The organism is Burkholderia sp. SIMBA_051 (assembly GCF_046534915.1).
In the GTDB taxonomy this organism is placed as follows: Bacteria; Pseudomonadota; Gammaproteobacteria; order Burkholderiales; family Burkholderiaceae; genus Burkholderia; species Burkholderia ambifaria.
Window position 1 is genome coordinate 69,851 of the sequence record NZ_JAWRXS010000004.1, and the last position, 13,154, is coordinate 83,004.

A 13,154-nucleotide genomic window follows, 5' to 3' on the forward strand; every position below is an offset into this window, starting at 1 on the left:
ATGAATTCAAGCTATAAGGTAGGCGAAAGCACCTCGCAACTTGTTACGTTCGATGTCGATTCCGTACGTCAGTTTGCAACGCTGGCCGGAGACATGAGTCCCCTGCACCACGACGAAGCGTTTGCAAAAACAACCAGGTTCGGCGGCCTGATCGTGAGCGGCACACACTATTCCGCGATGATGATGGGAATGGTCGCGACTTTTCTGACAGAGCGCAGAGCAGGTCTCGGCCTGGAGTTCGAGTTCCAGTTCCGCAAGGCGGTCGCGGTAGGCGAAGCCGTCCGGATGGAATGGCACATTGTGGCAGTCGAAGCCAACTCCAAGCTCAAAGGTGACGTTATTACGCTCGAAGGTTCGTTGGTCAACGAGAACGGGGACGTTTGCGTTCTCGCCAAATCGAGAAGCCTCAGCATGCCGAAGGAATCACTCGCCGCGGAGTAGCATCCCGCCCGGCCCGGGCAACACCGCGGTCACTCAAACGTGCTGCCGCGCGACAACACCGCCATCGTGTATTCGCCGCCCTAGGCCGAGGCTGTCCAGTCTTCGAGCGACAACCCCGCGACACGGCTGAATTCGCGACTGTTGTTCGTTACAAGCACGGCACCGGCCGCGATCGCATGACCGGCGATCGACGCGTCGTTCGCGCCGATCGGCGTGCCACGTGCGGCAAGGTCGACGCGAATCGCGGTCGTTGCATCGACCGCCGCGGTATCCCACGACAGCACGCCATCCAGCCGCGAAACAAAGGCCGTCACGAGTTCCGCATGCTTCGGCGAAGCCTTTCTGCCGACTGCGCCGAACCGCATCTCGGCATAGGTGATCGCCGACACGACGATCCGGTGCTGCGCATTGACGCACGACTGCAACCGGGACAACACCGCGGACGGCCGCTCGCGCATGATGAACGAACAGATATTCGTATCGAGCATGTAGAGCGTCGTCACCGGTTCGACTCCGTCGGTGCATCGTCATCGGCGCCGGGCAGGTCGAAACGACCAAGTTCGACGACCGTCGGGCGTTCGACGAGGAAGTCGGCATCGGCCCGTGGTTCAGTCGCGAACGACAGCCACGTCGGCCGCACCGGACGCAGCAGCAACGTGTCGCCCTCGCGGCGGATCTCGAGTTCCGTCACACCCTCGAACTCCATGTCCTTCGGGATGCGGATTGCCTGGTTACGGGCGTTCTTGAAAATGGAAACGGTGCGCATGAGCCACTCCACAGGAGTACGATGCGCCCATTTTATGCATATGCCGGCATATGTCAATGTCGGGGAACGTGCTCCGGGGATCGCGCCCGATGCTATCGCGGGTGTGCTTGCCATGTCGGTTCGACCTGTGGGTGATGAGGATGCAATCCATTCTTCCTCATGCCGCCCGCCCGATCCATATCCCGAACGGCCGATGTCGGCGGCTCTTCAACCCACGCGAAACGTCGTCGCTTGCGAATTGACGCATCGACGCATCGACGCTTCGCGCCCCCGCTCCATCACGGCAACCGGAAAGTGTCAAAGAACGTTTCGCGCTCCATCACGGTGAGCGCCGCCCGCTTGTGCGGGAAGTCGAACTCCTTCAGCGTGTAGAACCCGAGCCGATGCATGTACGCGATATGCCGCACGTGATCGACGCGCGGCTCGCCGACGAGCCGCTGCGTGCGCGGTTCGTCGACGAACATGTAGTGCAGCACCCCGCTCCACCATGCATGCAGCTTGCCCGCGCTCTGGAAGCGCGAGTCGCCGATCAGCAGATGCAGCCCGCGATCGTAGTCATGCGCGTCGTAGAACGGCGCGAGGCGGTCCTCCTTCGCCCAGTAGAACTCGAAATAGCCGAACGGCGTGTCGTCGAAATAGCCGATCATCGGATGCATGTGCGGATCGGCGAGCCGCTCCGCGAGATACGCGGCGTGCTCGTCGCGCGTGCCGCGCTGATCCCAGAAATGCGCGACGCGATCGAGGTTCATCCAGTCGCTGAACAACTGTGCATGCTCGTCGATGTCGACGGTGCGCAGGCTGAACGTCATCCCGACCTGCGGCATGTAGCGCGCATAGATCTCGCCGGCCGGCGACGGCGGCCGCACCGGATGCCGGTGGCCGTTCGTGATCGCGTAGTGCAGCGGCATCCCGCCCGATGCAGGCGCCTTCAGCCATGGCTGCGGGTTCTGCCAGAACGTCGCGCGCGATGCGCTCAGGCGCAGCCGGTCGCCGGCGACCTGCGCGCCGTCGATCACGCCCTCGCGCACCGCGCGCGCGACGTACGACGCGACGGCCGCCGGCGCGGCGCCGCCGAGCGGCACCGACACCGTCGCCGCGTCGTGCCGCGTGTCCGTGTTGAACAGCGCGACGAATTCCGCGAGCAGCGCGCCCGGCGGATCGTCGGGCCGCCACGCGTCGAGCGTGCGCTCGGCGGTGGCCGCCGCATGCGCGGGCGCCGCGCCGTCCAGCGCCGCGGCTACCTCGCCTTCGACGGCGTCCGCCGTGCCGGCCGGTTTCGTGAGTGTGTCTTCCATCACAGTGCTCCCGCGTCGTGGCGGTCGGCGAGGATGTGCAGCCCCCGCTCGAGCGCCGGAAACAGGCTGCGCTGGAAGTTGTTCCAGCGCAGTTCGAGAATCGTGTCGTCCGGCGCGATCGGCGTGTCGAGCACGTCGCAGATCACCTCGCCGGAATCGATGCCGTTGTCGACGTAGTGGAACGATGCGCCCGTCATCGTCACCGGCTCGACGCGCGACGTCGTGCCGCTCGCCCAGTCGACCCGTTCGCCGCGCGCGCCGTGCAGCGCATCGAGCGTCGCCCACGCGCCGCGCCGCTGGTACGGCGAATCGTCGGCCGTGATGCCGGGGTGGATGTTCGCGATGCGGCGGTGAAAGCGCGCGCCGGGGCGCACGAGCTCGTCGAGGATCACGAGCAGCCCGTCGAGCACGACCACGTCGGCGTCGAGTTCGAGCAGGCGTTCGAGCAGGCGGCGCTCGAACGCCTGCTTGCCCGTCACGCGCTCGCGCGCGTCGCGCGGCAGCCGGCGGTACGTCGACGCGATCGTGCAGAACAGTTCGTCGACCGGCCGGCCCTGCACGGTCAGCCCGTCGGGCAGGATCCACGGGCGGCCCGGCGTGCGCGCGAAGCCGTAGTCGGCGACCTTCGCGCGATCGGCGGGCGAGCCTTCGTCGTCGTCGACGATCACGCCCTTGAGCGTGTAGCGCTCGCCGAGCGGCGAGTCGTTCAGGCGCTCGACGAGGAATTCGAGCGGCGCCTTCATGTAGCGCGTGCCGCCCTGGTAAGCAACCGGCTGGCCGGCGCGATCGGCCGCGCCATTGCGCAGCGACTGGATGTAGACGAGATTTTTCTTCGGCATGGAGGCGTCGTGGAAAAAGCGGACGACGGCGCCGCGGCCCGCCCCCACCGGCCCGAAGGCCGGCCGGCGCGCCGCGGCGCGCGGCGTCACCAGTTGTATTTCGCGGTGGCGATCACCGTACGGTCGGTACCGAAAATGCACACGCTCGTCGACTGGCAACCGCTGATGTAGTGGCGGTTGAACAGGTTCGTCCCGTTCACGGCAAAGCGCCAGTTACGCGTGTCGTAGTGCACGCCCGCATCGAACAGCGTGTAGCTCGATACCGTCAGCGAGTTGTCCGCCGCACCGGCCGCCGCGCTCTGGTAACGCACGCCGCCGCCGAGGCCGAAGCCCGTGAGCGGCCCCGTGTGCCACGTCCAGTCGGCCCACAGCGACGCCATCTGGCGCGGCCGCGGAATGTCGACCGGCCAGTTGTTCAGCGATGCGTCGTTGGCCTTCACGTTCTTCACGTCCTGGTACACGTAGGACGCGATCAGCGACAGGTTCCGCGTGAGCTTGCCGGTCGCGCTCAGCTCGATGCCGCGCGAACGCACTTCGCCGGTCTGGATCGACGTCGTACCGGACGGATCGAGATTCAGCGGCGTCGACGTGAGCACGTTGGTCTGGTTGATCTGGTAGATCGCCGCGTTCAGCATCAGGTTCTTGCCCGGCGGCTGCCAGCGCAGGCCGGCCTCGATCTGCTTGCCGCGCGTGGGCTGCGGCAGGCCGCCGCCGTACAGGTTCACGCCGATCAGCGGGTTGAACGACGTCGCGTAGCTGATGTACGGCGACAGCCCGTAGTCGCCCTGGTACGTAAGGCCCACGCGGCCGGTGAACGCCGTGATGTCGGCCTTCGACTGCGTGCCGCCCGCGCGGTCGTCCAGCCGCTGGTTGACCCAGTCCTCGCGGCCGCCGAGCGTCAGCGTCCAGCGGTTCCACTTGACCTGGTCCTGCACGTACAGCCCGAACGTGTTCATCGTCGTGTACGTGTTGGTACGGTACGTGGTGTTCGGCGGCGAGAACACGGACAGCGTGACCGGCGTGTAGACCGGGTTGTAGATGTTCAGCGTCGGCGCGGCGGCCAGCCATTCGCTGTCGGTCGCGGTCTGCCGGTTGTACTGGAAGCCGAGCAGCAGCGTGTGCTCGAGCGGCCCGGTGCCGAAGCGGCCCTGCAGGTTGTTGTCGATGTCGAAGCGGCTGTAGTTCGTCTGGAACACGCCGGCCCAGCGGTTGATGTCGGTCAGGCTGCCGTCCGCGAAGCCCGCGCCGAACACCGACCCGTTGTCGAGCGACAGGTGCATCCAGCGCACGTTCTGCCGGAACGTCCACATCGAGTTCAGGTTGCGCTCGAACTGATAGCCGAGCGACCACTGCTTCTTGCGGTAGTAGTTGAAATTCGGGTCGCCGCCGTAGACATCCTTGTCGATTTGCCCGTTCGGGTTCGGCAGTACCGTGCCTTGCGCCGGCAGGAAGTTCGACGAGATGTCGCCCCAGTCCTGCAGGTACGTGGCCGACAGCGTCAGCGACGTATCGGCGTCGGGGCGCCAGCGGAACGTCGGTGCGAGCGCGACGCGCTGGTCGTTGTTCGGGCCCGTCAGCGCGTTGCCGTCGCGCGCGACGCCGACGAACCGGTATGCATACTTGCCGTCCGCGTCGAGCTTGTCGCCGACGTCGATCATGAACTGCTTGCGCGCATAGTTGCCGAACTGCACGCCGGCTTCGCGCACGCGCTCGCCGTCGGCCGTCTTGGTCTGCACGTCGATGATCGCGCCGGGGTCGCCCGCGCCGTACAGCACCGACGTCGGCCCGCGCAGCACGGTGATGCTGTCGATCATGTACGGATCGACGCGCCAGCTCGACAGGTTCAGCGTGTTCGGCACCTGCAGGCCGTTCACGTAGGCCGTCGGCGTGAAGCCGCGCAGCGCCGCGTACCAGTCGGAACGGTTGTCCGACCCGTACGACGAGAAGCCCGGCACGTAGCGCAGCGCCGCGTTCACGTCGGTCGCGCCGGTCATCTCGATCTGCTGCGTGGTGACGACGTTGATCGTCTGCGGAATTTCATTGATCGACGTATCGGTCTTGGTGCCGGTCCGGCTGCGCTTCGCGACGAGACCGACCGTGCCGTCGCCTTCCGAGCCCGCGTTGACGTTGATCGCCGGCAGCGTGCCGGTCGCCGGGCCGTTCGGCGAGCCGTTCGGCGCGCTGGTCGCCCCAGCCGCCGTACCGTTGCGCGCGCTGTCGGCCGACGTCGCCGCACCCGCGTTCACGGCCGGCGCCGTCTGCGCGAATGCGTGCCCTGCCGCCATCCCGAACGTCACGCTCGCCGCGGCCGCGATCGCACGCAAACGCGTGCCTGTTGCCCACTCCATCTTTCTCTGCTCCACTTTTTTGATGCGGTCTCCGACCGCTCCTTTGTCAAAGAGCGAAAGCCATGCGGCCCGCGCTCGCCCCGTTTTGATGTCGTTGTTCATGCAGTGCCCGGGCCGCGCCATCGTCATGGGCGGGCGCGATCCCGTCTTCGAGCGACGCGCAGATCTCGTCCGCGCGGCGTGCCAGCACCGACAGCAGCGTGTCGGACAGGCCGTGACTGTCTTCGCAGCAGCCTTGCAGGTAGATGCGCGGCGCGAAGTGCTCGGGCGTCGCGAGCAGGTAGTCGCGCGTGACGTCGCCGCGCGTGAGCGCATCGCCGAGGTGCGGCGCGAGCCCTTCGAGCAGCGCCGAATGCGTGTCGCGCCGATAGCCGGTCGCGAGCACCAGCGCGTCGAAGCGCTCGACGCGCGTCGCGCCGTTCATCCGGTCGCGCAGCGTCAGCTCGATGCGGCCGTCGGCGGTGCGCACCGCGCCTTCGATCGCGCTGTTCGCGAGCAGCGCATGACGCGGCGTGCCGTCGATGCGCTGCAGGTACAGCATTTCGTAGATCTGCTCGATCAGCGGCCGGTCGACCACCGCGTAGTTGGTGTCGCGGTAGCGCTCGAGCAGCGCGCGGCGTGCATCGTGCGGCTGCGCGTAGACGACGTCGGTGAACTCGGGGCTGAAGATCTCGTTGACGAACGGGCTGTCGTCGGCCGGCTTCAACGCGCCCGCGCGCATCACGAGGTTCGCGTCGACATGCGGGAAGCGGCGCGCGAGATCGATGAACACCTCGGCTGCGCTCTGCCCCGCGCCGATCACCGCGACGCGGCGGCGCTCGCCGTCGGGGGACGCGACCAGCCGGTCGATGTCGGTCAGGTACGACGACGAATGGATCACGCGATCGCGGCCGAGCGCGGCGAACGCATCCGGCACCGCCGGCGTGCCGCCGACGCCGACCGACAGCGCACGCGTCACGCGCTGGCGCTCGCGGCCGGTCGCGTCGCGCGACAGCACGCGCAACGCGTCGATCCGCGCGCCGTCGCCGCGCACCGGCTCGATCGCCATGACGGTCTCGCTGTAATGGACGTGCGCGTCGAACGCATCGGCGACCCAGCTCAGGTAGTCGTGGAATTCGACGCGGGTCGGATAGAAGTTCTTCAGATTGACGAATTCGTTCAGCCGGCCGCGTTCGAACAGGTAGTTGATGAACGTGTAGCGGCTCTTCGGATCGCGCATCGTGACGAGATCCTTCAGAAACGAGATCTGCATCCGGCAGTCGTCGAGCAGCATGCCGCGGTGCCAGCCGAATTCGGGCTGCCGCTCGATGAAGCAATGGGCGAGCGGACGCGCCGCGCGCCGCTCCTCCAGACGGATGGCCAGCGCCAGATTCGACGGCCCGAAGCCGACGCCGATCAGGTCGAATACGGTTTCTCTCTGCATGTCTCTCAGCTCCCTTGTCGGTGAAACCGGCCCGTCAGACGTGACGGCCGGAAAAGAAGGTCTCGCGCAGCGTGCGCATCCACAGCGGCTGTGCGTCGGCGAGCGTCAGACGGCGCTGCCGCGCGAAGCCATGCCGCGCGAGGGTGTCGACGACCCGCGCGCGGCCGGGCGGGACCGCGCAGCCGACCGCTTCGGTGCGCGGGTCGTCGAGAAACAGGTAATGCACGACGGACGGCAGCCAGCCGGCCACGCAATGCGGGCCACGCCAGCGCGATTCGCCGACCAGCATCCGCAGCCCGCGGTCGTAATCGCGCGCGCCGACGTGCGGCGCGAGCGGGTCTTCCTTCAGCCAGAACGCCTCGATATACGCGAACGGTTCGCCGTCGAAGCAGCCGACGAGCGGCGTGACGTGCGGATCGGCATCGGGCGCCGTGCCGTGGGCGCCGGGCTGCGTGCCCGGCCAGCCGTCGCGCACGCGCGGCTCGTCGAACCAGCGCGCGACGCGTGCGGCGTCCTCGCCCGGTTGCCAGCCGCGCAACGTGAAGCGCACGCCGAGCGCCGGCAGGTCGCGCGCATACACGTCGCCGCGCGGCGCGGGCGGCCGGCGCGGATGACGCCGGCCGTCGGTCAGCATCGGCAGCGTCGCGCACGGCAGCGGCGTGCCGACGCGCCACAGATCGGCCTGCTGCGCCCAGCCTTCGCGCATGCACAGGCCGCCGTCGGCGAGCACGCCGCTCGCGCGCAGCGCATCGAGCGCGACCGCCGGCCACGCGGCCGGGTCGAGCCGGATCGCCGCGCGGCGCGCGTCGTCGGAAAACGCGGCGGCGAGCGCGGCCAGCAGCGCACGGCGCTGGTCGGCCGGCGCCGCGCGATGGTTGTACGCGACGAGGCGCAAGGTGCCGTCGTCCGCGAGTTGCGCGCGCAGCAGCTGCGCGCCGATGCCGTCGCCCTGCGCGACGCGGATCTCCGCGTCGTCGCGTGCGGCAAACAGGCCGTCCGCGAACGCGAGACGGCACGTGTCGGGCATCGTGAAGCCGTCCGGACGCACTTCAGCCAGCATCGCGCACCTCCTGCTCCGTTTCGGCCGAAGCCTCGATTCGCGCGGCGAGCGCCGCGAGCGTCGGCGACGCGAACACGTCGGCAACCGTCAGCGCATGACCGGCGCGGCCGGCCGCGTCGACGAAGCGCACGACGTCGAACGACGTCGCACCGGCCTCGAACAGGTCGGCGTCGGGTGCGGGCGCGGCCGTCGCGAACGTGTCCGACCACAACGCGGCGAGCGCGGCCGCCGCGTTCGGTGCGGCGTCGCTCGACGCCGTGACGCGCGGCGTGACGCCCGCCGGCGCCTGCGCGGCGAACAGCGCATCGGGCACCCCGAGCGCCGCTTCCGGCGCACCGGCAAAACGCGCGACTTCGTCGTGATAGAGATCGACGAGCGCATCGACGAAGCGACCGTCGAGCAGTTCGTCCGCATACGAGAACGCGGCGCTCACGCGCCCGTCCGGATGCTCGACGACGTCCAGCTCCAGCGTGAACACCACGCGATGGCGCACGTCGTTGAATTCGGCGAGCGCCAGGCCGGCCCAGTCGCGCGCGGCGGCGCCGGTCGGGCGCAGGTAGTTGAACATCACCTGGAACAGCGGATTGGCGTGCGCGGCACGCGGCGCGCGCAGCGCCGCGACGACGTCGGCGAACGGCACGTCGGCATGCGCATACGCGGCAAGCGCCGTATCGCGCACCTGCGCGAGCACGTCCGTGCGGCTGGCCGCCGCATTGAGCCGCGTGCGCACGACCACGGAATTGATGAACAGGCCAAGCGCATCGCGCGCCGCATCGCCCGTCAGCTCGCGCGTCGACGCGAGCACGCCGACCGGCTGGTCGGCCGCGCCGGTCACGCGGAACAGCGCGGTGTTGAGCGCCGCGTGCAGCAGCATCGGCAGCGTCGCGTGCGCGGCCGACGCGGCGTCGCGCGCGGCACGGATCAGCGCCGCGTCGAACTCGAACGCGATGCGAGCCGCACGCCATTGCGGGACGGCCGGCGCGTTGGCGCGCCGCGGCAGCACGGACGACGGCAGGTCGGCCAGCGCGTCGCGCCAGTACGCGACGCGGGTGGGATGGCACGGCGCGGGCAGCACGAGCGATGTGTTTTCCGTCGTCGACGCTACCGGTGCCGCCGCAGCCGAAGCGTCGCCCCGCACGAGCGCGACATAGCGCGCACGCACCGCGTCGAGCCACAGCTCGATCGAATCGCCGTCCGACACGATGTGATGGATCGTCACCGACAGCACGTGATCGTCCGCGCCGAGCCGCAGCACGCGTGCGCGCCACAATGGCGCGTCGGCCGCGAGATCGAACGGCGCGAGCGCATCGGCGTCGGTGAGCGCCGCCGCGCGGGCGAGCGCGTCGGGTTGCGCGGACAGGTCGACGAGCGGCAGCGCGACGGTTGCCGCGGCGTCGATGCGCTGGCCCGGCAGCATGCCGTCGCGCGCGACGAGCCGTGCGCGCAGCGCCGGATGCGCGGCGGCCGCCGCCGAAAACGCCGCGCGCAGCGCATCGACGTCGAGCGGACCGCGCACGCGCAGCGCGACCGGGATGTTGTAAGCGGCGCTGTCCGGCTGCGCACGCCACAGAAACCACAGGCCGAGCTGCGCGGGCGACAGCGGCCATACGCCATGCGCATCCGGTTTGACCACCGCGACGCCCGGCGCCGCGGCGCCGGCGTGCGCGGCACGCGGCGCGTCGGCCACCTGGCGCGCGTATTGCGCGAGCACCGGCGCTTCGAACAGCGCCCGCACCGGCACGTCGCGGCCGAGCCGCTCGGCGACACGCGTCGCGACGCGCACCGCCGCCAGCGAATGGCCGCCGAGTTCGAAGAAGTGATCACCGCGGCCGACGCGTTCGACGTTCAGCACGTCGCGCCAGATCGCCGCGAGCGCGGCTTCGTCGCCGTCGTGCGGCGCTTCGTATGCGCGTTCGACGCGCACCGGGGCCGGCAGCCGCGCACGGTCGACCTTGCTGTTCGCGTTGCGCGGCAGCGCATCGAGCACGATCAGCTGCGCGGGCACCATGTAGTCGGGCAGCGTGCGGCGCAAGTGCGCGTCGAGGGTCGCGGCCTCGACCGGCTGGGCGGCGGCCTGCGCATCGGCGCTCAGTTCGACGTACGCGACGAGCTGCGCGTGCGCGCCCTGCCCGTGCACGACCGCGCACGCTTCGCGCACCGCGTCGTGCGCGGCCAGCTGGGCCTCGATCTCGCCGAGTTCGATGCGCAGCCCGCGCAGCTTCACCTGGTGATCGACGCGGCCGATGAAGTCGAACACGCCGTCCGCGCGGCGTCGCACGAGGTCGCCCGTGCGGTACAGGCGCGCACCCGGCGCGCCGTACGGATCCGGCACGAAGCGCTCGGCCGTCAGCGCGGGACGATCGAGGTAGCCGCGCGCGACGCCGATCCCCTCGCCGCCGAGGTACAGTTCGCCGATCACGCCGACCGGCAGCGGATGCAGCCGCTCGTCGAGCACGTGCGCGGTGCGCGCGCCGACCAGCGTGCCGATCGGCAGATAGGCGGCGTCACCCAGCTTCGCGAGATCGTCGCCGGGACGGAACATCCACAGCGTCGGCGTGATCACGGTTTCGGTCGGGCCGTAGCCATTGACCACGCGCACGTTCGGCATCGCGCGGCGCAGCATCGCGAACGCTTCGCGCGACGTCGCTTCGCCGCCGACGGTCAGCGAGCGCAGCGTCGGCGGCGCCCCGTGCGCGAGCGCCCATTCGGCGAGCTGAGCCGCGCAGCCGGGCGGCACGTAGGTCATCGTCACGCCGTCGCGGATCATCATCGCGCAGGTCTGCGCGGGCGGCCACAGCACGTCGGCCGTCACCGACACGGCGGCACCCGACAGGTATTGAGAAAACCAGCCTTCGTGCGCGCCGTCGAAGTTGACCGACTGGAACAGCAGGAACACGTCGTTCTCGCCCGCGCCGTAGCGCTCGGCAATCGCCACGCAATGCCGTGCGAAGGCCGCGTGATCGACGATCACGCCCTTCGGTTTGCCGGTCGAGCCCGACGTGTAGATCGCATACGCCGCATGGCCGGGCAGCACGTCCGGCAGCGCGACGTCCGCCGCCGCGTCGAGCGCGTCGACTTCGTCCGCGCGCCAGATGCGCAGTGCCGGCAGCTCGGGCAGCGAGGCGACGCTCGCGCCGTCGGTCAGCACGTGCGCGATGCCCGCATCGCCGACGATCTGCGCGAGCCGTTCGCGCGGATGAGCCGGATCGAGCGGCACGAACGCGGCGCCCGACTTCAGCACCGCGATCAGCGCGACCAGTAGATCGACCGACCGCTGCAGCGCGACGCCGACGCGCATTTCGGGCCGCACGCCGGCCGCGACGAGATTGCGCGCGATGCGGGCCGCGCGCGCGTCGACCTCGCCGCGCGTCAGCGCGCGATCGATGTCGGCGACGCCGCGTGCGTCGGGCCGGGCCTGCGCATGCGCGGCGATGCGCACGTGCACCGGCACGAACGGCTCGGCTTCGGCCGCGCCTGCCGGTGCATTCCACGCGAAGAGTTGCGCGCGTTCATCGGCCGGCAGCCAGTCGAGGTCGCCGATCGGCAACTCGGGGCGAGCGAGCGCGTCGCCGAGCAGCGTGACGAAGCGTGAGGCGAGCCGCGCGATCGCGTCCGCATCGAACAGGTCGAGCGCGTAGATGAATGCAGCATCGAACGTGCCGTCGGGCGTCGCCTCGACGGCCAGCGTCAGGTCGAATTTCGCGGACGGCGTGCCGGACGGCAGCAATGCGGCCGACGCCGTGCCGAGCGCCGGCAGCGCGCGGCGCTCGCCGTACGCGGCCATTACCTGGAACAGCGGATGGTGGCTGGCGCTGCGCGGCACGCCAAGCGCGTCGACGACCTGCTCGAACGGCACGTCCTGGTGCATCTGCGCATCGACGAGCGCGCGCTGCGTGCGCGCGACCAGCGACGAGAAATCACCGTGCGCCGGCACGTCGACGTCGATCGCGAGCGTATTGACGAAGAAGCCGATCAGGCCGGCCGTTTCCGCGCGCTCGCGATTCGCGGCCGGCACGCCGACGCAGATCCGCGTGTCGCCGGTCGCACGCGCGAGCAGCGCGTCGAGCGCCGCGAGCAGCACCGCGAACGGCGTTGCGCCCGATGCGGCCGCGAACGCACGGAGCCGTGCACCGATATGGGCGTCGAGCGAAAACACATGACGCGCACCGCGCGCGCTGCGGCGTGCGGGCCGCGCGGCCGCACCGGGCAGCGTGAGCACGCCGCGCTGCGGATCGAGCCGTTCGCGCCAGAACCCCAGCTGGCGATCGCGCTCGCCGGCATCGAGCCAGCGGCGCTGCCACAACGCATAGTCCGCGTACTGGATCGGCAGCGGCGCGAGCGGCACCGGCTTGCCCGACGCATACGCGCGATAGAACGCCGCGAGCTCGTCCAGCATCACGCCCGACGACCAGCCGTCCGACACGATGTGGTGCACGGTCAGCGCGAGCCAGTGATGCGTCGCGTCGAAGCGGATCAGGTGTGCGCGCACGAGCGGCGCCGCGCCGAGATCGAACGCATCGGCTTCGTCGGCCGCGGCGACGCTTTCGGCGCGCGCGACGCGCTGCGCATCGGGCACTGCCTCGAGATCGGTCTCGCGCCACGGGCAGCGCAGCGGCGGATGAATCGTCTGCGCGACGCCGTCCTCCGCTTCGTCGAAGGTCGTACGCAGCGCTTCATGGCGCGCGATCAGCGCATCGCACGCGAGCCGCAGCGCGTGCGCGTCGAGCGGGCCCGTCAGCGCGAGCCGCTCGGTGATGTGATATGCGTCCGGCGCGTCGATCAGCCGCGCGTGCAGCCACAGCCGCGTCTGCGCGAACGACGCCGGCACGCGATCGCTGCGCGGCGTGCGCGGCGGGATCGGCAGCACGCGAAAATCGATGCCGGCCGCGCCGAGCTTGTCGATGAACACCGCGCGCTGCGCGTCGGGCAGTTGCGCGAAACGCGTCGCGAGCGCGAGCCAGTCGGGTTGAACCTTCGTCATC

The 13,154-nt window shown here is 69.8% G+C and carries 9 protein-coding genes; 1 reads left to right on the forward strand and 8 read right to left on the reverse strand.

All coding sequences use genetic code 11. The features are described 5' to 3' along the window. On the forward strand, window positions 1-441 hold the full coding sequence (locus SB771_RS10760) for a MaoC family dehydratase (protein ID WP_105834506.1): 441 nt from the start codon (window positions 1-3) through the stop codon (window positions 439-441). An 80-nt stretch (window positions 442-521) separates the two neighbouring features. Here the strand turns inward: SB771_RS10760 and SB771_RS10765 are convergent, their stop codons facing one another. The 8 genes from SB771_RS10765 to SB771_RS10800 all read right to left on the reverse strand — a co-directional run bounded on the left by SB771_RS10765 (window position 522) and on the right by SB771_RS10800 (window position 13,153). Next, complete coding sequence (locus tag SB771_RS10765) at window positions 522-944, reverse strand: type II toxin-antitoxin system VapC family toxin (RefSeq protein ID WP_175660755.1); 423 nt, start codon at window positions 942-944, stop codon at window positions 522-524. Next, a complete protein-coding gene (gene vapB / locus SB771_RS10770; RefSeq protein ID WP_105834378.1) occupies window positions 941-1,207 on the reverse strand; it encodes a type II toxin-antitoxin system VapB family antitoxin in 267 nt (88 codons plus the stop codon). The genes SB771_RS10765 and vapB overlap by 4 nt, the downstream gene beginning before the upstream one ends. Window positions 1,208-1,485: 278 nt before the next feature. Beyond that, entirely contained in the window at window positions 1,486-2,502 is a 1,017-nt protein-coding gene (locus SB771_RS10775; RefSeq protein WP_175660754.1) for a GNAT family N-acetyltransferase, read from the reverse strand. Then, on the reverse strand, window positions 2,502-3,341 hold the full coding sequence (locus SB771_RS10780; RefSeq protein WP_006755049.1) for a formyltransferase family protein: 840 nt from the start codon (window positions 3,339-3,341) through the stop codon (window positions 2,502-2,504). The genes SB771_RS10775 and SB771_RS10780 overlap by 1 nt, the downstream gene beginning before the upstream one ends. Before the next feature lie 86 nt (window positions 3,342-3,427). Further along, on the reverse strand, window positions 3,428-5,689 hold the full coding sequence (locus SB771_RS10785; RefSeq protein ID WP_175660753.1) for a TonB-dependent siderophore receptor: 2,262 nt from the start codon (window positions 5,687-5,689) through the stop codon (window positions 3,428-3,430). Window positions 5,690-5,735: 46 nt separating this feature from the next. Beyond that, on the reverse strand, window positions 5,736-7,112 hold the full coding sequence (locus tag SB771_RS10790) for a lysine N(6)-hydroxylase/L-ornithine N(5)-oxygenase family protein (protein WP_175660752.1): 1,377 nt from the start codon (window positions 7,110-7,112) through the stop codon (window positions 5,736-5,738). 34 nt (window positions 7,113-7,146) lie between these two features. After that, entirely contained in the window at window positions 7,147-8,172 is a 1,026-nt protein-coding gene (locus tag SB771_RS10795) for a GNAT family N-acetyltransferase (RefSeq protein ID WP_175660751.1), read from the reverse strand. Then, a complete protein-coding gene (locus tag SB771_RS10800; RefSeq protein ID WP_175660750.1) occupies window positions 8,162-13,153 on the reverse strand; it encodes a non-ribosomal peptide synthetase in 4,992 nt (1,663 codons plus the stop codon). The genes SB771_RS10795 and SB771_RS10800 overlap by 11 nt, the downstream gene beginning before the upstream one ends. Window position 13,154 lies beyond the last annotated feature (1 nt).

What these genes read in the sequence shown, in the direction of transcription:
- SB771_RS10760 (WP_105834506.1), top strand. Translation starts at nt 1, where the DNA reads ATGAATTCAAGCTATAAGGTAGGCGAAAGCACCTCGCAACTTGTTACG.
- vapB (WP_105834378.1), bottom strand. Translation starts at nt 1,207, where the DNA reads ATGCGCACCGTTTCCATTTTCAAGAACGCCCGTAACCAGGCAATCCGC.
- SB771_RS10775 (WP_175660754.1), bottom strand. Translation starts at nt 2,502, where the DNA reads ATGGAAGACACACTCACGAAACCGGCCGGCACGGCGGACGCCGTCGAA.
- SB771_RS10780 (WP_006755049.1), bottom strand. Translation starts at nt 3,341, where the DNA reads ATGCCGAAGAAAAATCTCGTCTACATCCAGTCGCTGCGCAATGGCGCG.
- SB771_RS10785 (WP_175660753.1), bottom strand. Translation starts at nt 5,689, where the DNA reads ATGGAGTGGGCAACAGGCACGCGTTTGCGTGCGATCGCGGCCGCGGCG.
- SB771_RS10790 (WP_175660752.1), bottom strand. Translation starts at nt 7,112, where the DNA reads ATGCAGAGAGAAACCGTATTCGACCTGATCGGCGTCGGCTTCGGGCCG.
- SB771_RS10795 (WP_175660751.1), bottom strand. Translation starts at nt 8,172, where the DNA reads ATGCTGGCTGAAGTGCGTCCGGACGGCTTCACGATGCCCGACACGTGC.
- SB771_RS10800 (WP_175660750.1), bottom strand. Translation starts at nt 13,153, where the DNA reads ATGACGAAGGTTCAACCCGACTGGCTCGCGCTCGCGACGCGTTTCGCG.